27 protein-coding genes are annotated in these 26,859 nt (G+C 70.8%); 10 read left to right on the forward strand and 17 right to left on the reverse strand.

What is annotated here, in order from left to right; genetic code table 11:
* Positions 1-19 precede the first annotated feature (19 nt).
* Positions 20-1,144 carry a DNA integrity scanning diadenylate cyclase DisA gene (gene disA, locus ACWCQ1_RS14125; protein ID WP_133044316.1) on the forward strand — a complete coding sequence of 375 codons (1,125 nt, stop codon included), beginning with the start codon at positions 20-22 and terminating at the stop codon, positions 1,142-1,144.
* A gap of 439 nt (positions 1,145-1,583) precedes the next feature.
* Here disA and ACWCQ1_RS14130 read toward each other — a convergent pair whose 3' ends face one another.
* The gene (locus tag ACWCQ1_RS14130) at positions 1,584-2,423 is read right to left on the reverse strand and encodes a hypothetical protein (protein ID WP_358602401.1); all 840 of its coding nucleotides are present in this window, start codon (positions 2,421-2,423) and stop codon (positions 1,584-1,586) included.
* 154 nt (positions 2,424-2,577) lie between these two features.
* Here ACWCQ1_RS14130 and ACWCQ1_RS14135 point away from each other — a divergent pair, with 154 nt between their 5' ends.
* From ACWCQ1_RS14135 to cseC, 5 genes are all read left to right on the forward strand, one after another.
* The gene (locus ACWCQ1_RS14135) at positions 2,578-3,489 is read left to right on the forward strand and encodes an HhH-GPD family protein (protein ID WP_358602398.1); all 912 of its coding nucleotides are present in this window, start codon (positions 2,578-2,580) and stop codon (positions 3,487-3,489) included.
* 228 nt (positions 3,490-3,717) lie between these two features.
* Positions 3,718-4,260, forward strand: a complete 543-nt coding sequence (locus tag ACWCQ1_RS14140; RefSeq protein ID WP_133044313.1) for a SigE family RNA polymerase sigma factor — start codon at positions 3,718-3,720, stop codon at positions 4,258-4,260.
* The gene (locus tag ACWCQ1_RS14145; RefSeq protein ID WP_451026575.1) at positions 4,245-4,901 is read left to right on the forward strand and encodes a hypothetical protein; all 657 of its coding nucleotides are present in this window, start codon (positions 4,245-4,247) and stop codon (positions 4,899-4,901) included. Before ACWCQ1_RS14140 ends, ACWCQ1_RS14145 begins: the two co-directional genes overlap by 16 nt.
* Positions 4,902-4,984: 83 nt before the next feature.
* Positions 4,985-5,689, forward strand: a complete 705-nt coding sequence (gene cseB / locus ACWCQ1_RS14150) for a two-component system response regulator CseB (RefSeq protein WP_358602395.1) — start codon at positions 4,985-4,987, stop codon at positions 5,687-5,689.
* Positions 5,690-5,706: 17 nt separating this feature from the next.
* Positions 5,707-7,059, forward strand: coding sequence for a two-component system sensor histidine kinase CseC (gene cseC / locus ACWCQ1_RS14155; RefSeq protein WP_451026576.1), 1,353 nt, complete (start codon positions 5,707-5,709; stop codon positions 7,057-7,059).
* 49 nt (positions 7,060-7,108) lie between these two features.
* On the opposite strand, the gene ACWCQ1_RS14160 is transcribed toward cseC, so the two are convergent.
* The 4 genes from ACWCQ1_RS14160 to ACWCQ1_RS14175 all read right to left on the reverse strand — a co-directional run bounded on the left by ACWCQ1_RS14160 (position 7,109) and on the right by ACWCQ1_RS14175 (position 10,570).
* Positions 7,109-7,963, reverse strand: coding sequence for a class I SAM-dependent methyltransferase (locus ACWCQ1_RS14160; RefSeq protein WP_451026577.1), 855 nt, complete (start codon positions 7,961-7,963; stop codon positions 7,109-7,111).
* The gene (locus ACWCQ1_RS14165) at positions 7,960-8,394 is read right to left on the reverse strand and encodes a VOC family protein (protein ID WP_133044310.1); all 435 of its coding nucleotides are present in this window, start codon (positions 8,392-8,394) and stop codon (positions 7,960-7,962) included. The genes ACWCQ1_RS14160 and ACWCQ1_RS14165 overlap by 4 nt, the downstream gene beginning before the upstream one ends.
* A gap of 25 nt (positions 8,395-8,419) precedes the next feature.
* Positions 8,420-8,887 (reverse strand): helix-turn-helix transcriptional regulator, encoded by a 468-nt coding sequence (locus tag ACWCQ1_RS14170; RefSeq protein WP_451026578.1) that lies wholly within the window; start codon positions 8,885-8,887, stop codon positions 8,420-8,422.
* Between the two features lie 105 nt (positions 8,888-8,992).
* The gene (locus ACWCQ1_RS14175) at positions 8,993-10,570 is read right to left on the reverse strand and encodes an MDR family MFS transporter (protein ID WP_451026671.1); all 1,578 of its coding nucleotides are present in this window, start codon (positions 10,568-10,570) and stop codon (positions 8,993-8,995) included.
* Positions 10,571-10,739: 169 nt separating this feature from the next.
* Here ACWCQ1_RS14175 and ACWCQ1_RS14180 point away from each other — a divergent pair, with 169 nt between their 5' ends.
* The gene (locus tag ACWCQ1_RS14180; protein ID WP_451026579.1) at positions 10,740-11,348 is read left to right on the forward strand and encodes a TetR/AcrR family transcriptional regulator; all 609 of its coding nucleotides are present in this window, start codon (positions 10,740-10,742) and stop codon (positions 11,346-11,348) included.
* Here ACWCQ1_RS14180 and ACWCQ1_RS14185 read toward each other — a convergent pair.
* Positions 11,345-12,052 (reverse strand): M23 family metallopeptidase, encoded by a 708-nt coding sequence (locus tag ACWCQ1_RS14185; protein WP_451026580.1) that lies wholly within the window; start codon positions 12,050-12,052, stop codon positions 11,345-11,347. The two genes, ACWCQ1_RS14180 and ACWCQ1_RS14185, sit on opposite strands and share 4 nt — an antisense overlap.
* Positions 12,053-12,424: 372 nt before the next feature.
* Between ACWCQ1_RS14185 and ACWCQ1_RS14190 the strand changes: the two genes are divergently transcribed.
* A complete protein-coding gene (locus tag ACWCQ1_RS14190) occupies positions 12,425-13,024 on the forward strand; it encodes an HAD family acid phosphatase (RefSeq protein WP_358602375.1) in 600 nt (199 codons plus the stop codon).
* 74 nt (positions 13,025-13,098) lie between these two features.
* On the opposite strand, the gene ACWCQ1_RS14195 is transcribed toward ACWCQ1_RS14190, so the two are convergent.
* Positions 13,099-15,624, reverse strand: a complete 2,526-nt coding sequence (locus ACWCQ1_RS14195) for an ATP-dependent Clp protease ATP-binding subunit (RefSeq protein WP_133044305.1) — start codon at positions 15,622-15,624, stop codon at positions 13,099-13,101.
* 432 nt (positions 15,625-16,056) lie between these two features.
* Between ACWCQ1_RS14195 and ACWCQ1_RS14200 the strand changes: the two genes are divergently transcribed.
* Positions 16,057-16,860, forward strand: a complete 804-nt coding sequence (locus ACWCQ1_RS14200) for an SCO3374 family protein (RefSeq protein ID WP_451026581.1) — start codon at positions 16,057-16,059, stop codon at positions 16,858-16,860.
* On the opposite strand, the gene ACWCQ1_RS14205 is transcribed toward ACWCQ1_RS14200, so the two are convergent.
* The 10 genes from ACWCQ1_RS14205 to ACWCQ1_RS14250 form a co-directional block, all read right to left on the reverse strand.
* Positions 16,839-17,174 (reverse strand): histone-like nucleoid-structuring protein Lsr2, encoded by a 336-nt coding sequence (locus ACWCQ1_RS14205; protein ID WP_358602369.1) that lies wholly within the window; start codon positions 17,172-17,174, stop codon positions 16,839-16,841. The two genes, ACWCQ1_RS14200 and ACWCQ1_RS14205, sit on opposite strands and share 22 nt — an antisense overlap.
* A gap of 231 nt (positions 17,175-17,405) precedes the next feature.
* On the reverse strand, positions 17,406-17,948 hold the full coding sequence (locus ACWCQ1_RS14210) for an amino-acid N-acetyltransferase (RefSeq protein ID WP_133044302.1): 543 nt from the start codon (positions 17,946-17,948) through the stop codon (positions 17,406-17,408).
* A 9-nt stretch (positions 17,949-17,957) separates the two neighbouring features.
* Positions 17,958-18,395, reverse strand: a complete 438-nt coding sequence (locus ACWCQ1_RS14215) for a BlaI/MecI/CopY family transcriptional regulator (protein WP_308286606.1) — start codon at positions 18,393-18,395, stop codon at positions 17,958-17,960.
* A 129-nt stretch (positions 18,396-18,524) separates the two neighbouring features.
* Positions 18,525-18,704, reverse strand: coding sequence for a hypothetical protein (locus ACWCQ1_RS14220; protein ID WP_133044300.1), 180 nt, complete (start codon positions 18,702-18,704; stop codon positions 18,525-18,527).
* 442 nt (positions 18,705-19,146) lie between these two features.
* On the reverse strand, positions 19,147-19,815 hold the full coding sequence (locus tag ACWCQ1_RS14225; RefSeq protein WP_451026672.1) for a hypothetical protein: 669 nt from the start codon (positions 19,813-19,815) through the stop codon (positions 19,147-19,149).
* 118 nt (positions 19,816-19,933) lie between these two features.
* Entirely contained in the window at positions 19,934-20,731 is a 798-nt protein-coding gene (locus tag ACWCQ1_RS14230) for a type III pantothenate kinase (protein WP_133044299.1), read from the reverse strand.
* A 9-nt stretch (positions 20,732-20,740) separates the two neighbouring features.
* On the reverse strand, positions 20,741-21,718 hold the full coding sequence (gene nadC / locus ACWCQ1_RS14235) for a carboxylating nicotinate-nucleotide diphosphorylase (RefSeq protein ID WP_133044298.1): 978 nt from the start codon (positions 21,716-21,718) through the stop codon (positions 20,741-20,743).
* Between the two features lie 5 nt (positions 21,719-21,723).
* Complete coding sequence (locus tag ACWCQ1_RS14240) at positions 21,724-23,439, reverse strand: L-aspartate oxidase (RefSeq protein WP_451026582.1); 1,716 nt, start codon at positions 23,437-23,439, stop codon at positions 21,724-21,726.
* A complete protein-coding gene (panC, locus tag ACWCQ1_RS14245) occupies positions 23,436-24,488 on the reverse strand; it encodes a pantoate--beta-alanine ligase (RefSeq protein WP_451026583.1) in 1,053 nt (350 codons plus the stop codon). Before panC ends, ACWCQ1_RS14240 begins: the two co-directional genes overlap by 4 nt.
* The gene (locus ACWCQ1_RS14250; RefSeq protein ID WP_133044295.1) at positions 24,485-25,414 is read right to left on the reverse strand and encodes a Rossmann-like and DUF2520 domain-containing protein; all 930 of its coding nucleotides are present in this window, start codon (positions 25,412-25,414) and stop codon (positions 24,485-24,487) included. Before ACWCQ1_RS14250 ends, panC begins: the two co-directional genes overlap by 4 nt.
* Before the next feature lie 174 nt (positions 25,415-25,588).
* On the opposite strand from ACWCQ1_RS14250, the gene ACWCQ1_RS14255 reads away from it, so the two are divergent.
* The gene (locus tag ACWCQ1_RS14255; protein WP_451026673.1) at positions 25,589-26,800 is read left to right on the forward strand and encodes a threonine aldolase family protein; all 1,212 of its coding nucleotides are present in this window, start codon (positions 25,589-25,591) and stop codon (positions 26,798-26,800) included.
* Positions 26,801-26,859 lie beyond the last annotated feature (59 nt).

The raw sequence follows: 26,859 nt of genomic DNA on the forward strand, positions 1-26,859 counted from the left end.
CTGCGACCGGAGGAGTGCAGTGGCAGCCAACGACCGGGCGGCAGCTCCCGGAAAGTCCGGCGGGAGCTCCGGCGCCGATGGCCTGATGCGCGCCTCTCTGAGCGCCGTGGCTCCCGGCACGGCGATGCGTGACGGCCTGGAGCGCGTGCTCCGCGGCAACACCGGCGGACTCATCGTGCTGGGCTTCGACAAGACCGTCGAAGCCATGTGCACGGGCGGTTTCGTGCTGGACGTGGAGTTCACGGCCACGCGCCTGCGCGAGCTGTGCAAGCTCGACGGCGGCATCGTGATCTCCTCCGACCTGTCGAAGATCCTCCGGGCGGGCGTGCAGTTCGTGCCGGACGCGACGATCCCGACGGAGGAGACCGGCACCCGGCACCGCACGGCGGACCGCGTCTCCAAGCAGGTCGGCTTCCCCGTGGTCTCCGTCTCCCAGTCGATGCGGCTGATCGCGCTGTACGTCGACGGGCAGCGCCGCGTCCTCGAGGACTCGGCGGCGATCCTGTCCCGCGCCAACCAGGCGCTCGCGACCCTGGAGCGCTACAAGCTCCGGCTGGACGAGGTGGCGGGCACGCTCTCGGCGCTGGAGATCGAGGACCTGGTGACGGTCCGCGATGTCTCCGCCGTCGCCCAGCGTCTGGAGATGGTCCGCCGCATCGCCACCGAAATCGCCGAATACGTGGTCGAACTGGGCACCGACGGGCGTCTCCTCGCCCTCCAGCTGGACGAGTTGATCGCCGGCGTGGAGCCCGAGCGCGAGCTGGTCGTGCGCGACTACGTCCCCGAGCCCACCGCGAAGCGCTCCCGCACGGTCGACGAGGCGCTGTACGAGCTCGACGCCCTCAGCCACGCCGAGCTGCTCGAACTGCCCACGGTGGCGAGAGCGTTGGGCTACACCGGCTCCCCCGAGGCGTTGGACTCGGCGGTCTCCCCGCGCGGCTTCCGCCTGCTCGCCAAGGTCCCCCGCCTGCCCGGCGCCATCATCGACCGGCTGGTGGAACACTTCGGCGGCCTCCAGAAGCTCCTCGCGGCCAGCGTCGACGACCTGCAGACCGTGGACGGCGTGGGCGAGGCCCGGGCCCGCAGCGTCCGCGAGGGCCTGTCCCGCCTGGCGGAGAGCTCGATCCTGGAACGGTACGTGTAGCCGCCCCGGCCCCACCCGCACCGCCTTCCACTTACGGACGCCACCGTTCAGCCCCACCCGCCCGGCTCGTGCATACGCTCGAACGTGGCTCCGGGAGACACCCGGCACGGCCATGAAGCGGGGGCACCTTGACCAGCATTTCGAGACGCTCGCTGCTCGGCTAGTCGGGAACGACCGCGGCGGGCGCGGTACTGGGCACCACCACCTCGGCACAGGCCGTCGACGCCGGGACGTCCACGGTCGGCTTCCCCCCGAACACCGAGTTCACCGGGACGGCCGTCCTCCCGGACCCCGTCTACAGCGAGGGCGCGGGCAGCGTGAAGATCGTGTTCCGCAGCCGGCCGTCACCTTCTACGGCACCCCGGAGCCGGTCGCGCTCAACTGACCCGCCTCGGCTGACCCGCCTCGACGCGGCCGGGCCCGAGGCCGCGGCCCGGCCTCAGTCGTCGTTCAGGACGAACGACGACTGCTGCTTGCCGAACCCGGCGGCCGTCAGCTCCACCAGGTACGTCCCCGCCCCGGCCGAACCCGCGGGCGGGGTCGCGCAGTTGGGGGCGCTCGGCTTGCGGTCCCATTTGACGGTGTACGTGATGCTGCTGCCGGCCGGTGCGCGGAAGAGCAGGCTGCCGGAGGTCCTGGGACAGTCGGCGGAGGACCAGTAGTCGTCGCTGCTGTCCGACTGCGAGATCGTCAACACCGCGCTCTTCGGCCCGAGATCCACCTTGCAGTCCTGCCCGGAGACGTTCCTCGCGGTCAGCAGGAGTGTGGGCGTGTCACCCGGACCGTAGCTGTTGTGCAGGCTGCGCACGCTCAACCGGACCGCGCTCGCCGTGCAGTTGGGCAGCGTGGAGCCCGCCGGAATCGTGTCTCCCTGACCCACGCCGGCCCCGGTACCCGAGCCGCCGGCACCGCCGCCGGACCCCTCCGTACCACCGGAACCACCGGCACCACCCGCCGACCCGGCACCGGACCCGCCGTCCGAGCCCGACGATCCCGAACTCCCCCCGGAGTCCGAACCGCTGGATCCCGAGCCGCCCGAATCGTCCCGGCCGCCGGGCGCCTGGCTGATCGCGGGACCCGAACTCGACGGGCCCGCCGTGATGGTGGGCGCGGGCGTCCTGCCCTTCGAGCCGTCGTCCTTCTTGCCGCCCCCGCCGCCCGACGTCACGATCCAGGTGATCAGCAGCGCCAACAGGGCTAGAACGGACAGCAGTACGACCCTCCGGCGCCAGTAGATGGTGGAGGGAAGCGGCCCGACAGGATTGCGCAGAGATCCCACGGCGCAAACTGTACGAGAGATCGGCGCGTTCGCTTGCCCCACCCGCCGCCACTACGTCAACTTTTCCGGATCATCATCCCGGAATCGGCGACCCACCCACCGGCGCCGGGCAAAGCCGCCCAACCGTCGCGGGCCGTGGCAGGATCAGAAGGCCATGACTGCGCTCACGAACACCCCCGAGACCCAAGCCCCCCACACCGCACTGCACTCCCCCGTCATCGACTGGTTCGACGAACACGCCCGCGACCTGCCGTGGCGCCGCCCGGAGGCCGGCCCCTGGGGCGTGATGGTCAGCGAGTTCATGCTGCAGCAGACCCCGGTCAGCCGCGTCCTGCCGGTCTACGAGCAGTGGCTGGCCCGCTGGCCGCGCCCCGCCGACCTGGCCCAGGAGGCCCCCGGCGAGGCCGTCCGCGCCTGGGGCCGGCTCGGCTACCCGCGCCGCGCCCTGCGGCTGCACGGCGCCGCGGTCGCCATAACGGAACGGCACGGCGGCGACGTACCCACCGATCACGCGCAGCTGCTCGCGCTGCCCGGCATCGGCGAGTACACGGCCGCGGCCGTCGCCTCCTTCGCGTACGGGCAGCGGCACGCGGTGCTCGACACCAACGTCCGCCGGGTCTTCGCGCGCGCCGTCACCGGCGTCCAGTACCCGCCGAACGCCACCACTGCCGCCGAACGCAAACTCGCCCGCGCCCTGTTGCCCGAGGACGAGGCGATCGCCTCGCGCTGGGCCGCCGCCTCCATGGAGCTCGGCGCGCTGGTGTGCACCGCGAAGAACGAGTCCTGTCACCGCTGCCCGATCGCCGCGCAGTGCGCCTGGCGGCTCGCGGGCAAGCCGGAGCACGAGGGACCGGCGCGCAAGGGGCAGACGTACGCCGGTACCGACCGCCAGGTGCGCGGCAAGCTGCTCGCCGTGCTGCGCGAGGCCCACGCGCCCGTCCCGCAGGCGGTGCTGGACCGGGTGTGGCACGAGCCGGTGCAGCGGGCGCGGGCGCTGGACGGGCTCGTCGCGGACGGACTCGTGGAGCCCCTTCCCGGTGGTTTGTATCGGCTGCCGTTGACGTAATCCGCCGTAACGTCACAGGCACCGCAGGGGCAAACCGGTCGATAGCTCCATCAACTGGTGCGCCCCTTTACCCCGTTCCTACGTTCGTTACACAACCGACGTACAGCCGATTGCCAGCCGAGTGCTGGCTCGGACAGCGCCGTGACAACGCCTCCGTAGCTTCATTCCCACGAAAGACACCGCCGGCGAGGGGCCGCGCGGAAACGGGGATTCAGGAGGCGGTTCGACATGGCGCAGGGCGAGGTGCTCGAGTTCGAGGAGTACGTCCGCACCCGGCAGGACGCGCTGCTGCGCAGTGCCCGCCGGCTGGTCCCGGATCCGACGGACGCCCAGGACCTCCTCCAGACGGCGCTGGTGCGGACGTACGGCCGCTGGGAGGGCATCGCGGACAAGCGACTCGCGGACGCCTACCTCCGCCGGGTGATGATCAACACCCGGACGGAGTGGTGGCGGGCGCGCAAGCTGGAGGAGGTCCCGACCGAGCAGCTGCCGGACGCGTCCGTGGACGACGCCACGGAGCAGCACGCGGACCGCGCGCTTCTTATGGACATCATGAAAGTTCTCGCGCCGAAACAGCGCAGTGTTGTCGTACTGCGACACTGGGAGCAGATGTCCACGGAGGAGACGGCCGCCGCCCTCGGCATGTCGGCCGGAACGGTCAAGAGCACGCTGCACCGGGCGCTCGCCCGGCTCCGCGAGGAGCTGGAGAGCCGTGACCTGGACGCACGCGCGCTGGAGCGTGAGGAGCGGGAGCGTTGCACGGCGGCCTGACCGGCACGGGGCGGTCCACCCCGGACCGGGCGACCCTGCAGGCGGCGTTCACGGCGGTGGCCGTGCTCGCCGCCCTCGGCCTTTTCGCCTCCGGCTGCGCCACCGGCGGCACCGGCGCGCGCGACGAGGGCCCGGCGCACGCCGACTCGGTGGCCGGCGCCGCGGCCACGCCAAAACCCGCCCCCGCTCCCTCCCAGACCGCGCGCGTGGACGCGGTCAAGCTGGTCAAGGACGATCCGCAGGTCTCGGCGGAGGTCAAGCGCGAGCTGAAGCCGTGCGTGGCCGACGAGTACCCGGTCGACGTGTCGTACGGAGAACTGACCGGAGGTCCTTCGGACGACGTCGTGGTGAATGTGCTGACCTGCAGTGACGCCGTGGGGGTCGGCTCATATGTGTATCGCGAGCAGGACGGTCGGTACGAGAATGTGTTCCAGGCCGAGGAACCTCCGGTCTACGCGGAGATAGACCGCGGCGACCTGGTGGTGACCAAACAGGTGTACGAGAAGGGTGACCCGGTGTCGAGTCCGTCCGGCGAGAACGTGATCACGTATCGCTGGGCCGCGGGCCGCTTCACCGAGGAGTACCGCACGCACAACGACTACAGCAACGCCGTCGGGAGCGGCGCCTCGCCGTCGAAGTGACGCTCGTGAACCGTTCGGCCCGCTCGGGACGATCCACCAGCAGTACGTACGCCACGACCGACACGAGAACTGAGAGCACCGGGATGGCAGACCAGACCCACGTCCTGTTCGTCGAGGACGACGACGTCATCCGCGAGGCCACCCAGCTCGCCCTCGAGCGGGACGGCTTCGCGGTCACCGCGATGCCCGACGGCCTGTCGGGGCTGGAGGCGTTCCGGGCGGACCAGCCCGACATCGCGCTGCTCGACGTCATGGTGCCCGGCCTCGACGGCGTCAGCCTGTGCCGCCGTATCCGCGACGAGTCGACCGTGCCGGTCATCATGCTGTCGGCGCGGGCCGACTCCATCGACGTGGTCCTGGGCTTGGAGGCGGGCGCCGACGACTATGTGACCAAGCCCTTCGACGGAGCGGTCCTGGTGGCGCGGATACGCGCGGTGCTGCGGCGCTTCGGTCACGCCGGGGGCGGGGACAGGGGCGACGACCACGCCCCCGCGGTCGCCGGCGGGGTGCTGACCTTCGGCGAACTGGAGATCGACACCGAGGGCATGGAGGTGCGCCGCGCGGGGCAGCCGGTGGGGCTGACCCCGACCGAGATGCGGCTGCTGCTGGAGTTCTCCTCCGCGCCGGGCACGGTCCTGTCGCGCGACAAGCTGCTGGAGCGGGTGTGGGACTACGGCTGGGGCGGGGACACACGGGTGGTGGACGTCCATGTGCAGCGGTTGCGTACGAAGATCGGCCAGGACCGGATCGAGACGGTCCGCGGCTTCGGCTACAAGTTGAAGGCCTGAGCGGGGACGTCGAGGACATGCGGGGGATATTCCGGAACGCGGGGACGGGCGGCATCCGTGCGGGACTGCGCCGGAAACTCAGTACCGGGCTGCGCTGGAAACTCAGCGCGGCCATCGCTCTGGTCGGGGCGCTGGTCGCGATCGCGCTGAGCCTGGTCGTGCACAACGCGGCCCGGGTCTCGATGCTGGACAACGCGCGCGACCTCGCGGACGAGCGGCTCCAGATCGCCCAGCGCAGCTACGAGCTGTCCGGCCGGGTGAACTTCCCCAACGTCCAGCAGGACGCCCCGGACCTGCCGTCGCCGCTGCGGGAGAAGGTCGAGCAGGGGCGCCGGGCGACCTATGTCACCGACCGGCACAACGGCGTTCCGGACATCTGGGCGGCCGTGCCGGTCAAGGGCGGGCATGTGCTGTCGCTGCACACCGGGTGGACCGACCGCAGCACGGACATCCTCAACGACCTCGACCAGGCCCTGGTCATCGGCTCCATCGCGGTCGTCCTCGGCGGCAGCGCGCTCGGCGTGCTCATCGGCGGACAGTTCTCGAGGCGGCTGCGCAAGGCGGCGGCCGCGGCCAACCAGGTCGCCAGGGGCGAGCCGGACGTCCGGGTGCGGGACGCGATCGGCGGGGTCGTACGGGACGAGACCGACGACCTCGCGAGCGCGGTGGACGCCATGGCGGACGCGCTGCAGCAGCGGCTGGAGGCGGAGCGCCGGGTGACCGCCGACATCGCGCACGAGCTGCGCACGCCGGTGACGGGTCTGCTCACCGCCGCCGAACTCCTCCCGCCCGGCCGTCCGACCGAGCTGGTCCTGGACCGGGCGAAGGCCATGCGCACGCTCGTCGAGGACGTCCTGGAGGTGGCCCGGCTCGACGGTGCCTCCGAGCGGGCCGAGCTGCAGGACCTGATGCTCGGCGAGTTCGTCGCCCGGCGGGTGGCGGCCAAGGACCCGGACGTCGAGGTGCGGGTGGTGCACGAGTCGATGGTCACGACCGACCCGCGCCGGCTGGAGCGGGTCCTGTTCAACCTGCTCGCCAACGCCGCCCGGCACGGCAAGCCGCCCATCCAGGTCACCGTCGAGGGCCGCGTCATCCGCGTCCGCGACCACGGGCCCGGGTTCCCCGCCGACCTGCTCGCGGAGGGCCCGAGCCGCTTCCGCACGGGCAGCGCCGACCGCGCCGGTCACGGCCACGGGCTGGGGCTGACCATCGCGGCGGGCCAGGCCCGGGTCCTGGGCGCCCGCCTGACCTTCCGCAACGTCCGCCCGGCGGGCGCCCCGGCCCATGTCCCGGCGGAGGGCGCGGTGGCGGTCCTCTGGCTCCCGGAACACGCGCCGACGAACACGGGCAGCTATCCGGTGCTGCCGTAGGTCAGGGGGCCGTCCCGGTCCAGCGCCCGGGATCCCGCTGACCGTCCTGTCATGTCCCGGCGACCAGCAGCTCCTCGCCCCGTGACGGCCGTACCCCGTCCGTCCGGTCCGCGAAGTACCGCTTCTCCAGCTCCGCCGCCGACACGTGCCGGGTCTCCCGGAAGCCCGCCTCGCGGGCCGACGCGAGGATCTGCTCGGGTTTGTAGAAGGTGAGGAACGGGGTGCCGGCCGCCCGGGCCCCCTTTATCGCCACCCGGAGCTGTGCCTGCTGATCGGGCTCGACGTCCTCGACGGGCCGCAGGAAGGTGGTGACGGACACCGAACCGGGGGCGAGTCCGGCGACGAGACGGAACGTGGCGGCGATCGCCTCCTCGCTGAGGTACATGGTGACGCCCGCCGAGGCCACCACCGTCGGCCGCCCCGGATCGAACCCGGCCTCGCGCAACCGCCCCCACCAGTCCCCCTCGAAGTCGACGGGCACGAAGTACAGCCACTCCGGGACGCCGAGACCGAGCTCCGCCAGCCGCTGCCGCTTCCAGGCCTGTGGACCGGGCTGGTCGACCTCGAAGACCCGCAGCCCGTACCGGGTGGCGACCTCCGCCCGTCGCTGGGCGAACGTGTCCAGCCCGGCGCCGAGGACGACGTACTGACCGACCCCGTCCGCCGCCCGCTCCTCGACCAGGTCCTCCACGAACCGGGCCCGGGCCACGATCGACGCCCGGGTACGGCGCGTGGCGTCGACGTCCATGTCGGGCCGCTCCCGCCACCCGTCCCCCGGATCCGCGATCCGCAGTCCGACCTCGTCCTCGACGACGTGCGGCGGCGCGTCGGCGCGCAGATGCAGGGCCCGCCACAGCGCGACCCGCACAGCGGTGTGCTCCGGCGCCGGCTCCTCGGCGCTCACCCGAAGTCCTTCGAGAAGTCGAGCTCCTCGCTGCGCTCGGTCAGCGAGTACCAGTTGCCGCTGTCGTCACGGAAGACCGCCTCGATGCCGTACGGCCGCTCCTGCGGCGCCTGGAGGAACTCGACGCCCCTCGCCCTGAAGGTCTCGTAGTCACCGCGGCAGTCGTCGGTACGGAACGCCCCCGCCCCCAGTACCCCCTTGCTGACGAGCTTCTTCAGCGCCTCGGCCGACTCCGGGTCGAGCCCGGGCCCGTCGAGGCTCATCAGGGCGAGCTCGACGCCCGGCTGGTCCTTGGCGCCGACGGTGATCCACCTCATGTCCCCCATGGAGACGTCGCCCCGGACCTCGAAGTCCAGCTTCTCAGTGAAGAAGGCTTTGGTGCGCTGCTGGTCGAACGTCCACACGGTGCTGATGCCCAGACCAAGAATCATGGCTCCACGGTAGGCAGCACGGGCTTCAGCGCGCTTCTCCGGTATTGCTGTTCCGCGCCTCTCCGGACTCACTGACCCGCGCCTCCACGAAGGCGCCGTTCCGCCGCGGGAAGCCGCCCGCCCACAGCATCGCGTAGCACCCGGGTATGAGCGCGGCTCCGCGGCCCACATGCCTGGTCCGGTACGCGCTCGGGGTCAGCCCCGTACGGGCCTTGAACCGTGCCGAGAACGTCCCGAGGCTGCTGAAGCCGACCAGGTGGCAGATCTCCGTGACGCTCAGATCGGCGCTGCGCAGCATCTCCTCGGCCCGCTCGATGCGCCGGTGGGTCAGATACCGCCCCGGCGTCTGTCCGTACGCCGCCTTGAAGGCCCGTACGAAGTGAAACCGCGAATACCCGGCATACGAGGCCACCCCCTCCAGATCAAGCTGCGGATCGGCCCAGTCCCGATCCATGGCGTCCTTGGCCAGCCGCAACTGGCGCAGCCTGTCCATGCACCCGATGGTGGCACGCGGCACTGACAACGGCCCTCACGGCCGCGGGCATGAGGAAGGCCCCCGGGGCGGACACCATCCGGGGGCCTTCGGCTCACTGTCGGATCAGACGGCCTCGACGACCGGCGGCCGCACCGCGGCGCCCTCGTCCGTACCCTCCGGCTTCGGCCCCGCTCCCCGCAGCGCGACCTCCTTCACGAACACCGCCGCGATCAGTGCGACCACGGCCACCACGGAGCCGAGCAGGAACGCCCAGTGGGTGCCCGCGGACACCGCGTGCTGGTACGCCTCGCGGGCCACCGCCGGCAGTTTCGCCAGGCTCTTCGCGTCCAGCGACGCCGACTTCTCGGTGATCTTCGCGCCCAGGGACCCGGCCCGCTCGGCCATCACGTGCTGGACCCGGTTGTTGAACAGCGCGCCCATGATCGCGACGCCGAAGGAGGAGCCGAGCGTCCGGAACAGGGTGGTCGAGGAGGACGCCACGCCCATGTCCTTCATCTCGACGCTGTTCTGCGCGACCAGCATGGTGACCTGCATCAGGCAGCCCATGCCCAGACCGACGACCGCCATGAACACACCGGAGGTGAACCGCGAGGTGCCGGTGTCCATGGTGGACAGCAGGTACAGCCCGACGATCATCAGGGCGCTGCCGACGACCGGGAAGATCTTGTAGCGACCGGTGTTGGTGGTCACGCGCCCGGCCACCATGGAGGTGACCAGCATCGCGCCGAGCATCGGCAGCAGGAGCAGACCGGAGTTGGTCGCGGAGGCACCCTGCACCGACTGCTGGTACAGCGGCAGGTACAGCGTGGCGCCGAACATCACGAAGCCGGTGATGAAGCCGATGATCGACATCAGCGTGAAGTTGCGGCTGCGGAAGATGTGCAGCGGTACGACCGGCTCGGCGGCCTTGGTCTGCCAGAACACGAACCCGATCAGCGAGGCCACGCCGATGCCGATGAGCTCCATGATCCGCGCGGAGGTCCAGGAGTACTCGGAGCCGCCCCAGGTGGTGACGAGGACGATGGCGGTGATGCCGACCGTCAGCAGGACCACGCCGAGGTAGTCGATGCCGGCCTTGGACCGCTTCTTCGGCAGCTGCAGCACCGCGCTGATCAGACCGAGCGCGACCACGCCGAGCGGCAGGTTGATGTAGAACGCCCAGCGCCAGCCCCAGTTGTCGGTGATGGTGCCGCCGACCAGCGGTCCGCCGATCATCGCGATGGCCATGACGCCGGCCATCATGCCCTGGTACTTGCCCCGCTCCCGCGGCGGGATCAGGTCACCGATGATCGCCATGACGCCGACCATCAGACCGCCGGCGCCGAGACCCTGCACGGCCCGGAAACCGATCAGCTCGCCCATGTTCTGCGCCATGCCGCTGAGCGCGGAGCCGATCAGGAAGATCACGATCGAGGTCATGAACGTGGTCTTGCGCCCGAACATGTCACCGAGCTTGCCCCAGACCGGGGTCGCCGCAGCGGTGGCCAGCGTGTACGCCGTCACCACCCACGACAGGTGCTCCAGGCCGCCGAGCTCGCCCACGATGGTCGGCATCGCGGTGCCGACGATCATGTTGTCGAGCATCGCCAGCATCATGGTGATCATGAGCGCGAGCAGCACCACGCGCACGCTCTTCGGCTGTTTGTCCGGCTTGGTCTCGACCGTCTCTGTGTCCGCCATCATGCCCACTCCCCTATACCTGCTGCGGTACTTCCCCCCGGCCGGCCACTTACTTGCCGCCCGGCTAGTTGACTACACTGAGGAAGGTAGACCCGTAACTAGCCGGGCGTCAAGTAAGTTTACTAGTCGGGCGGCAAGTAAGTCAGCAGGGGGCGTGAGGAGCGCGACAATGGGCGGCACGATGGACGGCACCAAGCGGCAGCGCCGCGGAGACACTCGCCAGCGCATCCAGGACGTGGCGCTCGAACTCTTCGCCGAACAGGGCTATGAGAAGACCTCGCTGCGCGAGATCGCCGAGCGCCTGGACGTCACCAAGGCGGCGCTGTACTACCACTTCAAGACGAAGGAAGAGATCCTCGTCAGCATCTTCGAGGACCTCTCCCAGCCCATCGAGGAACTGATCGAATGGGGCAAGGGACAGCCGCACACCCTGGAGACCAAGCGGGAGATCGTCCGCCGGTACCACGAGGCGCTGTCCGAGGCCCGCCCTCTCTTCCGCTTCATGCAGGAGAACCAGGGGACGGTGAAGGAGCTGCGCATCGGCGAGATGTTCCGCCACCGGATGATGGGGATGCGGGACATCCTCGTCGATCCGGACGCCTCCCTCGCGGACCAGGTCCGCTGCGTCAGCGCGGTCTTCACGATGCACGCCGGGATGTTCGCGCTCAACGACCTGCCGGGCACCGACGAGGAGAAGAACCAGGCGGTGCTGGAGGTCGCGTGGGACCTGGTGGCCCAGGCCCACGCGGGTACGCGCACACCGGCGGAGGCCCCTTAGAGGCTGAGCCCCTTGGCGCGCAGGAACGCCACCGGGTCGATCGCCGAGCCGTAGTTCGCGGTCGTGCGGATCTCGAAGTGCAGGTGCGGGCCGGTGGAGTTGCCGGTGTTGCCGGACCGGGCTATGTGCTGGCCGGTGCGGACGATCTGACCGACCTTGACGTCGATGCGGGACAGGTGGGCGTACTGCGAGTAGGTGCCGTTGCCGTGCTTGATCACGATGGCGTTGCCGTACGCGGGTCCGTCACCGGCGCCGTTGCCGCCGGCCTTGACCACGGTGCCGCCGTGCGCGGCGACGACGTCGGTGCCGCTCGGGACGGCAAAGTCCTGCCCGCTGTGCTTGGCCTGCCACATGCTGCCGGCCTGGTTGAACCTCGCGGAGAGCGTGTACTTGCGCACCGGGTGGACCCAGGAGGCGGCCTTCTTCGCGGCAGCGGCCTTCTTCGCGGCAGCCTTGGCCTTGGCGGCGGCCTTCTCCTTGGCCGCGGCCTTGGCGGCGGCGACCTCGGCGGTCTTGGCGGCCTTGGCCTGCGCGGCGGCCTGGGCCTGGACGGCACTCGCGGCCCTGGAGGCGGCGGTGGTGTCGGCGGCGACCGCGACTCCGGCCCCCAGCACGACCGACGCCCCGAGACCGGCGGCCAGGACGGCCGCGCGGGTGCGCAGCGGGGACATACGGGAAGAACGGAACGGGACACGCAGGGACATCGAAACCTCGGGGGGTCGGCGACAGAGAAAACCACCCGACGCACGACGTCCGCCGGATGGGCCATCCCTTGGTAACCCGGACCCCCACAAAGCCCAAAACAGGGCATCTACGGCGTTCCCTAGTAATGACTGGCGAAAATCCCATTCCACGCCGGAGCGAAAGCGATGACATCCCACTATCAGCGCTAGTAACGGACAAATCGCCTGTGCCTCATGTCACCGGCCGCCGCCACAAGGCCTGATGGAAATCCCTGTCCCATGTGACGCACATCTCTGGCCACTTACCGGCCAGTAACCCTACGGTTCCCCTCGCGCCACCCTCGCCCTCGAACATGCACAGGACAACGACATACGGACGCGAGAGGACCCCCCATGACAAGACGACGCCCCTGGGCGCGCCGCACCGCCGTCATCGCCGTCTCCGCCTCGGCCCTGGTGGCGCTCGGCGCCCCCGCCAACGCGGCCACGAGCACCGCGAAGGTCGACTACGCCACCTGGCAGAAGGACTGCCAGACCGTGATGGACCAGGCACTGCCCTACATCCAGCAGCGCGTCGCCGCGGCCGCGTCCGGCGAGAAGCAGGCGATCGTCTTCGACATCGACAACACCACGCTGGAGACCGACTTCGGCTTCAGCTACCCGCAGCCGGCCAACAGGCCGGTCCTGAACGTCGCGAAGTACGCCCAGGAGCACGGCGTCTCCCTGTTCTTCGTCACGGCCCGCCCCGGCATCATCTCCGTGCCCACCGAGTACAACCTCGAGTACGACGGCTACGAGGTCTCCGGCCTCTACGTCCGCGGCTTCTTCGACCTCTTCAAGGACGTCGCCGCCTACAAGACCGCCCAGCGCGTCGACATCGAGAACAAGGGCTACGACATCATCGCCAACATCGGCAACAGCGCCACCGACCTCTCGGGCGGCCACGCCGACAAAACCTTCAAACTCCCGGACTACGACGGCCAGTTGTCGTAGCCGCCGCATTCCTGGGGCAAGCGAAAGGGGCCGGTGCCCGAAAGCACCGGCCCCTTGGGGCGTCGCCGTGAGGCTTACGCCTCCTTGCTCAGGTTCGGACCGGCGCCGCCGGCCGCCTGCTCGATCGGCGGGACGTCCGGCAGGGCCGACTTCTCCTCGCCGCGGAAGGTGAAGGTCTTGGTCTCGCCCTCGCCCTCCGTGTCCACGACCACGATGTGACCGGGGCGCAGCTCGCCGAAGAGGATCTTCTCCGAGAGGGTGTCCTCGATCTCGCGCTGGATGGTGCGGCGCAGCGGCCGGGCACCCAGCACGGGGTCGTAACCCTTCTGGGAGAGCAGCTCCTTGGCGGACTGGGAGAGCTCGATGCCCATGTCCCGGTCCTTGAGGCGCTCGTCCACCTTGCTGATCATCAGGTCGACGATCGCGAGGATGTCGGTCTGGGTCAGCTGCGGGAAGACGACCACGTCGTCGACGCGGTTGAGGAACTCGGGCCGGAAGTGCTGCTTGAGCTCGTCCTGGACCTTGTTCTTCATGCGCTCGTAGTTGGTCTTCGTGTCACCCGAGGCCGCGAAGCCCAGGTTGAAGCCCTTGGAGATGTCCCGGGTGCCGAGGTTGGTCGTCATGATGATGACCGTGTTCTTGAAGTCCACGACCCGGCCCTGGGAGTCGGTCAGGCGACCGTCCTCCAGGATCTGCAGCAGCGAGTTGAAGATGTCCGGGTGGGCCTTCTCGACCTCGTCGAAGAGGACGACGGAGAACGGCTTGCGGCGGACCTTCTCGGTCAGCTGGCCGCCCTCTTCGTAGCCCACGTAGCCGGGGGGCGAACCGAAGAGACGCGACACCGTGTGCTTCTCGCTGAACTCCGACATGTCGAGGGAGATCAGCGCGTCCTCGTCACCGAAGAGGAACTCGGCGAGCGCCTTGGACAGCTCGGTCTTACCGACACCGGACGGGCCGGCGAAGATGAACGAACCACCAGGACGCTTCGGGTCCTTCAGACCCGCACGCGTACGACGGATCGCCTTCGACAGCGCCTTGACGGCGTCGACCTGGCCGATGACCCGCTTGTGGAGCTCGTCCTCCATGCGCAGCAGACGCGAGGACTCCTCCTCGGTCAGCTTGAAGACCGGGATGCCGGTGGCGGTGGCGAGGACCTCGGCGATCAGCTCGCCGTCGACCTCGGCGACGACGTCCATGTCGCCGGCCTTCCACTCCTTCTCCCGCTTGGCCTTGGCGGCCAGGAGCTGCTTCTCCTTGTCGCGCAGGGAGGCGGCCTTCTCGAAGTCCTGCGAGTCGATCGCGGACTCCTTGTCGCGGCGCACGCCGGCGATCTTCTCGTCGAACTCGCGCAGGTCCGGCGGCGCGGTCATCCGGCGGATGCGCATCCGGGAACCGGCCTCGTCGATCAGGTCGATCGCCTTGTCCGGCAGGAAGCGGTCCGAGATGTACCGGTCGGCCAGGGTGGCGGCCTGCACCAGCGCCTCGTCCGTGATGGACACGCGGTGGTGGGCCTCGTACCGGTCGCGCAGACCCTTGAGGATCTCGATCGTGTGCGGCAGGGACGGCTCCGCTACCTGGATGGGCTGGAAGCGGCGCTCCAGGGCCGCGTCCTTCTCCAGGTGCTTGCGGTACTCGTCCAGCGTGGTCGCACCGATGGTCTGCAGCTCACCGCGGGCCAGCATCGGCTTCAGGATCGAAGCGGCGTCGATGGCGCCCTCGGCGGCACCCGCACCGACCAGCGTGTGCAGCTCGTCGATGAACAGGATGATGTCGCCGCGGGTGCGGATCTCCTTGAGCACCTTCTTCAGGCGCTCCTCGAAGTCACCGCGGTAGCGGGAGCCGGCGACCAGCGCGCCGAGGTCCAGGGTGTAGAGGTGCTTGTCCTTGAGGGTCTCGGGCACCTCGCCCTTGACGATGGCCTGGGCGAGGCCCTCGACGACGGCGGTCTTGCCGACGCCGGGCTCACCGATCAGGACCGGGTTGTTCTTGGTACGGCGGGACAGCACCTGCATGACCCGCTCGATCTCCTTCTCGCGCCCGATGACCGGGTCGAGCTTGGACTCACGAGCGGCCTGGGTGAGGTTCCGGCCGAACTGGTCGAGGACCAGGGACGTCGAGGGGGTGCCCTCGGCAGGCCCGCCGGCGGTGGCGGTCTCCTTGCCCTGGTAGCCGGAGAGCAGCTGGATGACCTGCTGCCGCACCCGGTTGAGATCAGCGCCCAGCTTGACCAGGACCTGGGCGGCGACGCCCTCGCCCTCACGGATCAGGCCGAGCAGGATGTGCTCCGTGCCGATGTAGTTGTGGCCCAGCTGAAGGGCCTCGCGGAGCGACAGCTCCAGGACCTTCTTGGCACGGGGGGTGAAGGGGATGTGCCCGGACGGGGCCTGCTGGCCCTGGCCGATGATCTCCTCCACCTGCTGGCGGACCGCCTCGAGCGAAATCCCGAGGCTCTCAAGGGCCTTGGCGGCGACACCCTCACCCTCGTGGATCAGGCCCAGGAGGATGTGCTCGGTGCCGATGTAGTTGTGGTTGAGCATCCGGGCTTCTTCCTGAGCCAGGACGACAACCCGCCGCGCGCGGTCGGTGAACCTCTCGAACATCGTTAATCGCTCCTCAGAGCGGTCAGGCAGTGGGGGGAACTTCCCCTCCCTGTCCTTCCGCAGCTTAGTCCCGCAAGCGGGGACCGCTCATTCCAACTGCCGACACCGTCGATGGCCTCCTGACCCCGCTAACGCCGACATATGCTCCAACCCGATGGTGCGAGACGATGTTCCCGCAGGCCAGGCAGTTACCCTCACCATCAGTACGCCGATGGCGAACGTGAGACGCCCTGCCCTGCGTGTCGCCCCCTCCCACTAGGGATGTCTTACCCGCTCGCACTGACACTCCATGCCGTACGCCCCCCATCCCTCCGCTATGGGCGAACAACCTTGCGCTCCGCCGCACCCCCGCGCGCCCCCGTTTCCAGCACTCTGCGCACGAGTTAGAGCACCCAGCGTAACTCTCGGAGCCGTTCGGCGGTTGCGATGTACATGGTTGGCAGCCGCTCACAGGCAACACCTCCCTCGCTCCCGACGGACCGCACCAAGGTCCCGCTTCCCCGCCGGCCGCTCGATCCGGCCGACGTTCCCGGCGATCATGTCCGCCGGTGGTACGAGAACGAACTGGGGTGGCCGACGGTGCCCGCGGATCCACAGAATCCGGGAGATCTTCGAGATCCGGGAGATCCGGTAGATCCGGTACGGCTGCGGGTGGGGGAACGTTTCGACGTCCTGGAGGTCCCCGCCGAGGCGGGCCGGGCGGGCCTGCGCCATCTCGCGCCGACCTCCCCGGTCGCGGTGTGCGGCGACAGGATGCGGCTGCTGGTGGCGGCGGGCAGCGCCGAGGAACTGCCGGGCCTGCTGGAGTGGCTGGAGTGGGGCCCGCTGACGCTGGATCTGGCCGTGATCGGCGAGGGCGGAGTCATGGACGCGCCACTGCCGCCCGAGGGGGCGGTACGACTCGGAGCGACCGTGCGGCCGGGAGAGGCCCTACGGCCGGAAGAGACTCTGTGCCCAGAAGAGACCCTGTGCCCGGAAGGGGCCCTACGGCTCCCCCTGGACCGCACGGGCTCCCTGCAGGGGGCCGCCGTGTGGCTGCGGCCCCCTGTGCCGGGGTGCGAGGTCGAGGCCTCGCTGCCGACGCTGTCGGCCCTGGGGGGCGGTGGGGGCGCCCCCGATCTCGTACGACTCGTGGACACGGTGGCAACGCAGTGCCACCGGCTGTGGCTGCGACGCGCGTGTGCGCGGCCGGAAGCCCTTTCCCGGGCCGGTGATCAGGCGTTGGCCTTCTCGTAGGCCTCGCGAATGGACGCCGGAACGCGGCCGCGGTCGTTGACCTCGTAACCGTTCTCCTTGGCCCACGCGCGGATCTGCGCGGTGTCCTGGCTGCCTCCGGAAGTCGCGCGCGCCTTTCCGCGCCCACCCGAAGAGCGGCCTCCGGTACGCCGACCACCCTTCACGTAAGGCTCGAGAAGGCCGCGAAGCTTGTCCGCATTGGCGGTCGTGAGATCGATCTCGTACGTCTTGCCGTCCAACGCGAACGTGACGGTCTCGTCCGCCTCGCCGCCGTCGATGTCGTCGACAAGAAGGACCTGAACCTTCTGTGCCACCGGATTTCCTTTCATCCAAAACTTGAGGGCCGGGGGTCTGCGGCGTCCGCCGTTTCGCCGTCCCCTGTTATATGCAGTACTGCAGTACGTCGGAAAGCAAACCGCTTTTGCCGGAAAAACACAAACCCCTCGACAGGGGAGGGCAGTCCGCCACTGTCAGGGAAGATGCGCGTTTCGGACATAGGGAACGCGGGCAAGGGAGGCCGTCGAATACTCTGCAGTGATCGGTGATCACAGATGCAGAAGCATGCGGCTGTTGCCCAAGGTGTTGGGTTTCACCCGTTCGAGACCGAGGAACTCCGCGACGCCCTCGTCATAGGAACGCAACAGCTCCGCGTAGACATCCCTGTCGACCGGCGTCTCACCGATCTCTACGAAGCCGTGCTTGCCGAAGAAGTCCACTTCGAAGGTGAGACAGAAAACGCGGCGAACGCCCAGCCAGCGCGCGGTGTGCAGCAACTTCTCCAGCAACTGGTGGCCGACGCCGGCGCCCTTCAGACCGGGCTTCACCGCGAGAGTGCGCACTTCCGCGAGGTCTTCCCACATCACGTGCAGCGCGCCGCAGCCGACCACCTCGGCGTTGTCGTCGCGTTCGGCGACCCAGAACTCCTGGATGTCCTCGTAAAGGGTGACGGTCGCTTTGTCGAGCAGGATGCCACCGCGGACGTAGGCGTCAAGGAGACGGCGCACGGCCGGGACATCGCTGGTACGGGCCCGCCGGACGGTGATGGCTTTAGTGCTGACTTCGGGGCCTTCGGGGCTTGCTGCTGACATGAGCGGACGCTATCGCCCGTCGCCGCCCGGTGCGGAGCCGGGGTTCTCCTCGCCATCCGGGGGTTCGGGTGTTTCCGCCGGCTGTTCCGGCCCTTGCACGATCCGTACGGCGTCTCGCAGGGCCTGGCGCTGTTCCTCGCTCATCATCCCGAAGAAGGCGACGAGAGCGGCCGCGGGGTTGTCACTCTGGGACCAGGCGTCGTTCATCAGGGCGGCGGCGTAGGCGGCCCGGGTGGAGACCGCCTCATATCGATAGGCCCGGCCTTCCGCCTCGCGGCGCACCCAGCCCTTCTGATGGAGATTGTCCAAAACGGTCATCACCGTGGTGTAGGCGATGGACCGTTCCTGCTGAAGGTCTTCCAGGACTTCTCGAACGGTCACCGGGCGGTTCCACTTCCACACCCGCGTCATGACCGCGTCTTCGAGTTCTCCCAATGGGCGAGGCACAGCTCAGCACAATAGTGGGAGAACTCCGCATTCGCGTGCCGGACGTGCGCTTTCACTGGCAAACGGCAACAAAAAGGGCGTACGACTCGGAGGAACGAGCCGTACGCCGGGGAAGCGGGGGCGGGCCGCTCAGCCGTCGGTCTTGACGGAGGCCTGCTGGGCGGCCTCCGCGCGCGCGATGGCCGCGTCGACCGCCGCGTCCTCCTTGGCCTTGTTGGCCCCGCCCTGGGTCTTCACGATCACCCTGATCAGCCCGACGAAGAACACGGCCATGACGACCGGCGGAACGAGCGCGGAGACGTAGTCCATGGATCCAGAGTAGCCAGCGCCCGCCGGACAACCGGGCCGGGGTCGGACCAGCGTTTCAAACAAACCCACGCCGGACTCAGACACCGTCGAACCGCTGCGGCGGCCCGCAGCGGGTGGAGGGCCCACACCACGGCGAGCCGCTACACCGAGCCCGCCGGGTCCAGGACGCATCCTGCGGCCAGGCGCCACGGCGAGTCCACCGGGGCAGCGAACCCCCAACGCCACGATCCGCTGCCGCCCGTCCGCCGGCGCGGAGGGGTCACACCGCGGCGCACCGCTGCCCCACGCCCGCCAGTACCGAGACGCCACACCGCGATGCACCGCCCCCCACACGCCCGCCAGGGCAGAGACGCCAGACCGCGGCGAGCGCTGGGGCGGGTCCGCCACGGCGGAGATGGCACGCCACGGCAAGCTGCTGGGGCGGATCCGACGGGCGGAGGGGTCAGACCGCGGCGAGTTGCTGTGGTGGGTTCGGCGGGGGTGGTGGGGTGGGCTTGCGGCGGGGGAAGACCTCGCCCGGGGTGGGGATGGGGCGGGTCGGTTTCGGGGCAGCGGGGGCCGGGGTGGGCTTGGGGGCCGGCTTTTCCGCGGGCTTTTTCTCGGGTTTCCTCGCCGGGTCCTGGCCGGCCTCGGCGGCCGGGGCGGCGGTCCTGGGGCCCGGATGGGCCGAGAGGCCGCCCGGGAGGGCCGTCAGGCGCGTGCGGGAGGCGGAGACGGTCGCGGGGGCCGTACGGGCCGTACCGCGCGCCAGACGGGCTCGTACGTCCTGTTCGGCGAGGACCTGGCAGCGCTCCAGGAGGAGCGGGGCGACCGCGTTGCCCCGCAGCGCGCGCAGGGCGGCGAGGTCGTCGGGCTGCGGCCGGTAACCGGCGGTCAGCGCCTCCTCGAGCAGGGTGAGGTAGCCGGCGGCGGTTCCGGGCAGCGCGGCGCGGTAGCGGCCGAGATCGGCCACCAGGAAGGCCCGCAGCCTGGCCCCCTCGCGCATCGCCTCGTCGAGCGACTCGGCGAGCCGGAGACAGTCCTGGACGTCCTCGGCGGAGGCGGGGCGGGGGTGGAGGGCGAGGGCGAGGGCGCGGCGGAGCACACGCAGCTCCTCCGTGCCGAACGCCATGCCGCCGCGGGATCCGTATGGCGTGGGCATGGGGCGACGATACGCGCTAATCAGACAAACCCGACATAGGGGAGCGGTGTGGCGCAGTCGAGCCACCCGGTTGCTCCCCCCGCGGGGCTCACATCCGGGACACGTTCCGCTCGTACACCAGCCGCAGCCCGACCAGCGTCAGCCAGGGCTCGTGCTCGTCGATGACCGAGGACTCCCCGAGCACCATCGGCGCCAGTCCGCCGGTCGCGATCACGGTCACGTCGTCCGGGTCGTCCGCGAGCTCACGGGCCATCCGGCTGACCACCCCGTCGACCTGCCCGGCGAAGCCGTAGATGATGCCGGACTGCATCGCCTCGACCGTGTTCTTGCCGATCACGCTGCGGGGTCTGGCCACCTCGATCTTCCGCAGCTGCGCGCCCCGCACCCCGAGCGCCTCGACGGAGATCTCTATACCGGGGGCGATCACCCCGCCGATGTACTCCCCGCGCGCGGAGACCGCGTCGAAGGTCGTTGCCGTACCGAAGTCGACGACGATCGCCGGTCCCCCGTACAGCTCGACGGCGGCGACCGCGTTGATGATGCGGTCGGCGCCGACCTCCTTGGGGTTGTCGGTGAGGATCGGCACCCCGGTCTTCACGCCCGGCTCCACGAGCACGGCCGGCACGTCACCGTAGTAGCGCCGGGTCACCTCGCGCAGTTCGTGCAGCACGGAGGGGACGGTGGCGCAGATGGCGATGCCGTCGATGCCGTCGCCCAGTTCGTCGCCGAGCAGCGGGTGCATCCCCATCAGGCCCTGCAGCAGCACCGCCAGTTCGTCCGCCGTGCGGCGCGCGTCCGTGGAGATGCGCCAGTGCTCGACGATGTCCTCCCCGTCGAAGAGGCCCAGGACGGTGTGGGTGTTGCCCACGTCGATCGTCAGCAGCATGGCCGGTACCTACTCCGCCGCTCGCAGGTCGAGACCGATGTCGAGGATCGGCGAGGAGTGGGTGAGGGCGCCGACGGCGAGGAAGTCGACGCCGGTGTCCGCATAGGCCTTGGCGTTGTCCAGGGTGAGCCGTCCGGAGGCCTCCAGCGCGGCGCGGCCGTGCACGATCGCGACGGCCTCCTCGCACTCGCCGGGCGTGAAGTTGTCCAGCAGGATCAGGTCGGCGCCCGCGTCGACGACCTCGCGCAGCTGGTGCAGGGTGTCGACCTCGACCTCGATCGGCACGTCCGGGAAGGCCTCCCGTACGGCCTTGAAGGCCTGCCCGACCCCGCCGGCGGCGACCACGTGGTTGTCCTTGACGAGGGCCGCGTCCGACAGCGACATCCGGTGGTTGACGCCCCCGCCGCAGCGGACGGCGAACTTCTCCAGCGAGCGGAGCCCCGGAGTCGTCTTGCGGGTGTCGCGGACCTTGGTCCCCGTCCCGTCCAGTACGTCCACCCACGCGCGCGTGGCGGTCGCGATGCCGGACAGCCGGCACAGGAGGTTCAGCGCGCTGCGCTCGCCGGTGAGCAGGTCACGCGTGCGCGTGGTGACCGACAGCAGCTTCTGCCCGGCCTCCACGCGGTCGCCGTCCTCGACGTGCCGCTCGACCTCGAACTCGTCCGTGCACACCACGGAGAGCACCGCCTCGGCGACCCTGAGGCCCGCCACGACGCCCGCCTCACGCGCGGTGAAGTCGCCGGTGGCGACGGCGTCCTCGGGGATGGTCGCCACCGTGGTCACGTCCACGCCGTGGTCGAGGTCCTCCTGGATGGCGACGTTGGCGATGTCCTCGACCTCCACGGGGTCGAGTCCGGCGTCGGCCAGGAGCTGGGCGAGCGCGGGGTCGAGGCCGCACTCCAGGTATTCGGCGTCGGTGTCGGCGCCGCAGGCACAGCCGTCGCCGCAGCCGCCGTTCGACACGAGGGGGAGGTCGGGGGTGCTCACTTCTGTCACTGCTCCTGGAGGGGCTGCTGGGTCGGGGGGAAGTCTGCGGTATCGGTGGTGTGCACGGCGAGGGTGCGGTCCGGATTCAGCCGTACGACGATGTGCCGGCGCCATGCCGTGTCGTCGCGGTCGGCGTGGTCCTCGCGCCAGTGGCAGCCGCGTGTCTCCTCGCGCAGGCGGGCGGCGGCGACCAGGACGCGGGCGACGCACAGGAGGTTGGTGGCCTCCCAGGTGTCGACGCCGGGCTCGGCGGTCTTGCCGTTCTCGTCGAGGGAGTCGCGGGCTTCGGTGTGCAGCTGCTGGAGCTGGTCGGCGGCCGTGGCGAGGGAGTCGGCCGAGCGCAGGACGCCCGCGCCGTCGGTCATGATCCGCTGGATCGCGAACCGGGCCTCGGGGGCGAGGAGCGGGTGCGCGGGCTTCTCCGGGTGGTCGACGGGTTCGGGCACGCGCGCGTGGAGGCCGTCGTCGGCGTGGGCCGACGCGATGTCGGCGGCGATGCGCTCGGCGTAGACGAGGCCTTCCAGGAGGGAGTTGGAGGCGAGCCGGTTGGCGCCGTGCACGCCGGTGCAGGCGACCTCGCCGCACGCGTACAGGCCGGGGACGGTCGTACGGCCCCGGGAGTCGGTGCGCACGCCGCCGGAGGCGTAGTGGGCGGCCGGGGCGATCGGGATGGGGTCGGTGACCGGGTCGATGCCGTGGGCGCGGCAGGCGGCGAGGATGGTCGGGAAGCGGTGCTCCCACATGTCGGCGCCGAAGTGCCGGGCGTCGAGGAACATGTGCTCGGCGTCCCGCTCCTGCATGCGGCGCATGATGCCCTTGGCGACGATGTCCCGGGGCGCGAGTTCGGCCAGTTCGTGCTGCCCCAGCATGAAGCGCACCCCGGCGGCGTCGACCAGGTGCGCGCCCTCGCCGCGCACGGCCTCGGAGACCAGGGGCTGCTGGCCCTCGGCGTCCGGGCCGAGGAACAGCACGGTCGGGTGGAACTGCACGAACTCCAGGTCGCTGACCTCGGCGCCCGCGCGCAGGGCGAGCGCCACGCCGTCGCCGGTGGAGACCGACGGGTTGGTGGTCGCCGAGAAGACCTGGCCCATGCCACCGGTCGCGAGCACGACCGCGGGGGCGTGCACGGCGCCCACGCCGTCGTGCTGGCCCTCGCCCATCACGTGCAGGCTCACGCCCGCCGTACGGCCGTCGGCGTCCGTGAGCAGGTCCAGCACGAGCGCGTTCTCGATCGTGCGCACACCGCGCGCGCGTGCCGCCTCGACGAGCGCCCGGGAGATCTCCGCGCCGGTCGCGTCTCCGCCGGCGTGCGCGATACGGCGGCGGTGGTGACCGCCCTCGCGGGTGAGCGCCAGATCGCCGGCCTCGGACTCGTCGAAGTGCGCGCCGGTCGCGATGAGACGGCGCACGGCGTCGGGGCCCTCGGTGACGAGGATCCGTACGGCCTCCTCGTCGCACAGGCCCGCGCCGGCCACCAGGGTGTCGTCCAGGTGCTGTTCGGGGGTGTCGCCCTCGCCGAGGGCCGCGGCGACGCCTCCCTGCGCCCAGCGGGTGGAGCCGTCGTCGAGACGGGCCTTGGTGACGACGACCGTGTTCAGGCCGGCGGCCTCGCAGCGCAGCGCGGCGGTCAGGCCGGCCACCCCGGAGCCGACGACCACCACGTCCGCGGAGATGGCCCAACCCGGTGCGGGGGCGTGCAGTCGTATGCCTGTGCTGGTCACGAGGCGGCTCCGAAGGTTTTCCCGAAGGTGAGAGGGATGTTGTCGATCAGCCGGGTCGTCCCGACCCGGGCGGCGACGGCGAGGACGGCCTCGCCGGTGAAGTCGTCCCCGATCTCGGTGAAGTCGGCGGGGTCGACGAGGGCGAGGTAGTCCAGTTCGAGCGGCGGCGACAGGCGCGCGGCGTCGTCGAGGACCAGTCGGGCGGCCGCGCGGACGGCGGAGGGCGCGCCGTAGGAGGTGCCCCGCGCGGCGTCCGCGCCGGCGGCGGTGGCGGACGACGGGAGGGACTTCGCGACGGCGTGCGCGTCGGCCGCGGCGCGGGACTCCCCTATGGCGCTGAGGGCTTCGGCACGCGCGTGGGTGGCGGGCACTTCGCGTGCCCGTGCGCGCAGCGCCTCCTGCGCCGCGTGCCGGTCGCGGCCCGCGAACAGCGCGCGGGACAGCGCGAGCGCCGTGCGCCGCTCGGCGGGCGACAGGTAGCGGTTGCGGCTGGAGAGCGCGAGGCCGTCCTCCTCGCGCACCGTGGGCACGCCGACGATCTCGACGCCGAAGTTCAGGTCCCGCACCATGCGGCGGATCAGGGCGAGTTGCTGGGCGTCCTTCTGGCCGTACAGGGCGACGTCGGGGCGGGTGAGGTGCAGCAGCTTGGCGACGACGGTGAGCATGCCGTCGAAGTGGCCGGGACGCGAGGCGCCCTCCAGACGCTCCCCCATCGGGCCCGCGCTGATCCGCACCTGGGGCTCGCCGCCCGGGTAGACCTCGTCCACGGCGGGGGCGAACACGACGTCCGCGCCGGACTGTCCGGCGAGCTTCACGTCGGCGTCCAGGGTGCGCGGATAGCGGTCGAGGTCCTCGCCCTTGCCGAACTGCAGCGGGTTGACGAAGACGGTGACGACGACCTCGCCGTCCGTTCCGGCGATCTCGCGCGCGGTGCGGATCAGGGTGGCGTGGCCCTCGTGCAGGGCGCCCATGGTCATCACGACGACGCGGCGTCCGGCACGCGCACGTGCGTGGAGTTCGGCCGCGGTGCTCAGCAGGGTGGTGGTCATCGGGCCTCTCCCTCGGCGCCGTTGGTCCCGTCGGCGAGTACACCGAGGAGGTCCTCGGCGAGTTCCGGCTTCAGCAGCCCGTGGGCGAGCGCCCGGTCGGCGGTCGCGCGGGCCATCGCCAGGTAGCCGGCGACGGCCTGTGGGGCGTGCCGGCGCAGCTCCCGCACGTGCGCGGCCACCGTGCCCGCGTCCCCGCGCGCGACCGGGCCGGTCAGGGCCGCGTCCCCGGAGCGCAGGGCGTTGTCGAGGGCGGCGCCGAGCAGCGGGCCGAGCATCCGGTCGGGCGCCTCGACTCCGGCCGCGCGCAGCAGCTCCATCGACTGGGCGACCAGTGTGACCAGGTGGTTGGCGCCCAGCGCGAGGGCCGCGTGGTAGAGCGGGCGCATCTCCTCGGCGATCCACTCCGGCTCGCCGCCCATCTCGATCACCAGGGCCTCGGCGGCCAGCCGCAGCTCGTCGGGCGCGGTGACCCCGAAGGAGCAGCCGGCCAGCCGCTGGACGTCCACGGGCGTGCCGGTGAAGGTCATGGCGGGGTGCAGGGCCAGCGGAAGCGCGCCCGCGCGCAGGGCGGGGTCGAGGACCTTGGCGCCGTACCGCCCGGAGGTGTGCACGAGCAGCTGGCCCGGCCTTACGGCCCCGGTCTCGGCGAGACCCTCGACCAGTCCGGGCAGTGTGTCGTCCGGGACGGTCAGCAGGACCAGGTCGGCGCGCTCCAGCACCTCGGCGGGCGGGACGACCGGCACGTCGGGGAGCAGTTGCGCGGCCCGCCTGCGGGAGGCGGTGGAGACCCCGGAGACGGCCACCGGGCGGTGCCCGGCGAGCTGGAGGGACGCGGCCAGAGCGGGGCCCACGCGGCCGGCGCCGACGACGCCGACGGTGAGCCGCGCGGGGCGGTCCCTGGGGTCTGGCTGTTGGCTTGTACTCACGCGACGGTGGCCTTCCCGTTCCAGTCCGCTCCGGGTACCGGACGATTTCTCGTCATGTTAACGCTATCGGTCCGAGGGGCGGCCGGTCGTCCACAGGCTGTGGGTTACCGCACACCGTGCCCGCGCCGGCGAGAGCCCGTGGAAATCCGGGTGCCGCCGGGAAGCCGGGCGGGCATGATCCCGGCCATGAGCGATGCGGCGGAGCAGACGGAACGTCCGGACGAGCCGGTAACCGATGAGGAGCGGCGCAGGCGCCGGCGCGAACGACGCATCAGCGCGTACCGGGGCGCCAAGCATGTGCTCGCGCGCCCCGGGTTCCTCGGCACGCTCCGCGAGCGCCTGGCGCTGCTGGACGGTCTCGAGGACGTCTACGACCTGGACGAGCCGGCCGACATCTACGGCGACGGAGTCGTCGAGGCCCTGGAGCGGAAGGTCGCCGAAGTGCTCGGCACCGAGGCCGCCGCGTTCTTCCCGACGGGCACGATGGCCCAGCAGGTGGCCCTGCGCTGCTGGGCGGGCCGCACCGGCAGCCTGGCCGTCGCCCTGCACGCCCTCGCCCACCCCGAGGTGCACGAGCGGAACGCGTTCAGCCAGGTCAGCGGTCTGCGCCCGGTCCGCGTGACGAGTGAGCCCCGGCTGCCGAGCGCCGACGAGGTACGCGACTTCGCGGAGCCCTTCGGCACGCTGATGCTCGAACTGCCCCTCAGGGACGCCGGTTTCGTGCTGCCCTCCTGGGAGGAGCTCACCGAGGTGGTGGAGGCGGCGCGCGAGCGCGACGCGGTGGTGCACTTCGACGGCGCGCGCCTGTGGGAGTCCACCGTCCACTTCGGCCGCCCCCTGGAGGAGATCGCGGGCCTGGCGGACAGCGTCTACGTGTCGTTCTACAAGTCTCTCGGCGGCCTCGGCGGCGCCGCGCTCGCCGGTCCGAGGACACTGACCGACGAGGCGAAGATCTGGCGCCACCGGTACGGCGGCCAGGTCTTCCAGCAGTTCCCGACGGCCCTGTCCGCGCTCGCCGGCCTGGAGCGCGAACTGCCCCGGCTGCCCGAATACGTCGCCCACGCGCGCGTGGTGGCCGAGGCGCTGCGCGAGGGGTTCGCGGCGGCCGGGGTGCCGTGGGCGCGCGTCCATCCGGAAGAGCCGCACACGCATGACTTCCAGGTCTGGCTGCCCTACGACGTCGACGGCGTCTCGGAGGCGGCGATCCGGCAGGGCGAGGAGACGGGGACGCTGCTGTTCGCCGGCTCCTGGGACGAGAAGGGCCCGGGCCTGGCGGTCACCGAGGTCGAGGTACGCGCCGCGGGCCTGGAGTGGACCGCCGACGACGTGAAGGCGGCCGTCGCGGAGTTCGTGGCGCGGCTGCCCGACGCGCCCGGGACCCCGTGACGGCCCTCGATTGACGGGCGTCGTCAATCGGCGACGGCGTTGTCAGTGGTGGGGTGCAC

The sequence above is a fragment of the Streptomyces sp. NPDC002144 genome (assembly GCF_053593695.1).

What these genes read in the sequence shown, in the direction of transcription:
- ACWCQ1_RS14210 (WP_133044302.1), bottom strand. Translation starts at nt 17,948, where the DNA reads ATGTCAGCAGCAAGCCCCGAAGGCCCCGAAGTCAGCACTAAAGCCATC.
- ACWCQ1_RS14180 (WP_451026579.1), top strand. Translation starts at nt 10,740, where the DNA reads ATGGGCGGCACGATGGACGGCACCAAGCGGCAGCGCCGCGGAGACACT.
- ACWCQ1_RS14255 (WP_451026673.1), top strand. Translation starts at nt 25,589, where the DNA reads ATGATCCCGGCCATGAGCGATGCGGCGGAGCAGACGGAACGTCCGGAC.
- ACWCQ1_RS14140 (WP_133044313.1), top strand. Translation starts at nt 3,718, where the DNA reads ATGGCGCAGGGCGAGGTGCTCGAGTTCGAGGAGTACGTCCGCACCCGG.
- ACWCQ1_RS14200 (WP_451026581.1), top strand. Translation starts at nt 16,057, where the DNA reads ATGGTTGGCAGCCGCTCACAGGCAACACCTCCCTCGCTCCCGACGGAC.
- cseC (WP_451026576.1), top strand. Translation starts at nt 5,707, where the DNA reads ATGCGGGGGATATTCCGGAACGCGGGGACGGGCGGCATCCGTGCGGGA.
- cseB (WP_358602395.1), top strand. Translation starts at nt 4,985, where the DNA reads ATGGCAGACCAGACCCACGTCCTGTTCGTCGAGGACGACGACGTCATC.
- panC (WP_451026583.1), bottom strand. Translation starts at nt 24,488, where the DNA reads ATGACCACCACCCTGCTGAGCACCGCGGCCGAACTCCACGCACGTGCG.
- ACWCQ1_RS14165 (WP_133044310.1), bottom strand. Translation starts at nt 8,394, where the DNA reads ATGATTCTTGGTCTGGGCATCAGCACCGTGTGGACGTTCGACCAGCAG.
- ACWCQ1_RS14190 (WP_358602375.1), top strand. Translation starts at nt 12,425, where the DNA reads ATGACAAGACGACGCCCCTGGGCGCGCCGCACCGCCGTCATCGCCGTC.
- ACWCQ1_RS14195 (WP_133044305.1), bottom strand. Translation starts at nt 15,624, where the DNA reads ATGTTCGAGAGGTTCACCGACCGCGCGCGGCGGGTTGTCGTCCTGGCT.
- ACWCQ1_RS14220 (WP_133044300.1), bottom strand. Translation starts at nt 18,704, where the DNA reads ATGGACTACGTCTCCGCGCTCGTTCCGCCGGTCGTCATGGCCGTGTTC.
- ACWCQ1_RS14230 (WP_133044299.1), bottom strand. Translation starts at nt 20,731, where the DNA reads ATGCTGCTGACGATCGACGTGGGCAACACCCACACCGTCCTGGGCCTC.
- ACWCQ1_RS14170 (WP_451026578.1), bottom strand. Translation starts at nt 8,887, where the DNA reads ATGGACAGGCTGCGCCAGTTGCGGCTGGCCAAGGACGCCATGGATCGG.
- ACWCQ1_RS14175 (WP_451026671.1), bottom strand. Translation starts at nt 10,570, where the DNA reads ATGGCGGACACAGAGACGGTCGAGACCAAGCCGGACAAACAGCCGAAG.
- ACWCQ1_RS14225 (WP_451026672.1), bottom strand. Translation starts at nt 19,815, where the DNA reads ATGGCGTTCGGCACGGAGGAGCTGCGTGTGCTCCGCCGCGCCCTCGCC.
- ACWCQ1_RS14135 (WP_358602398.1), top strand. Translation starts at nt 2,578, where the DNA reads ATGACTGCGCTCACGAACACCCCCGAGACCCAAGCCCCCCACACCGCA.
- ACWCQ1_RS14185 (WP_451026580.1), bottom strand. Translation starts at nt 12,052, where the DNA reads ATGTCCCTGCGTGTCCCGTTCCGTTCTTCCCGTATGTCCCCGCTGCGC.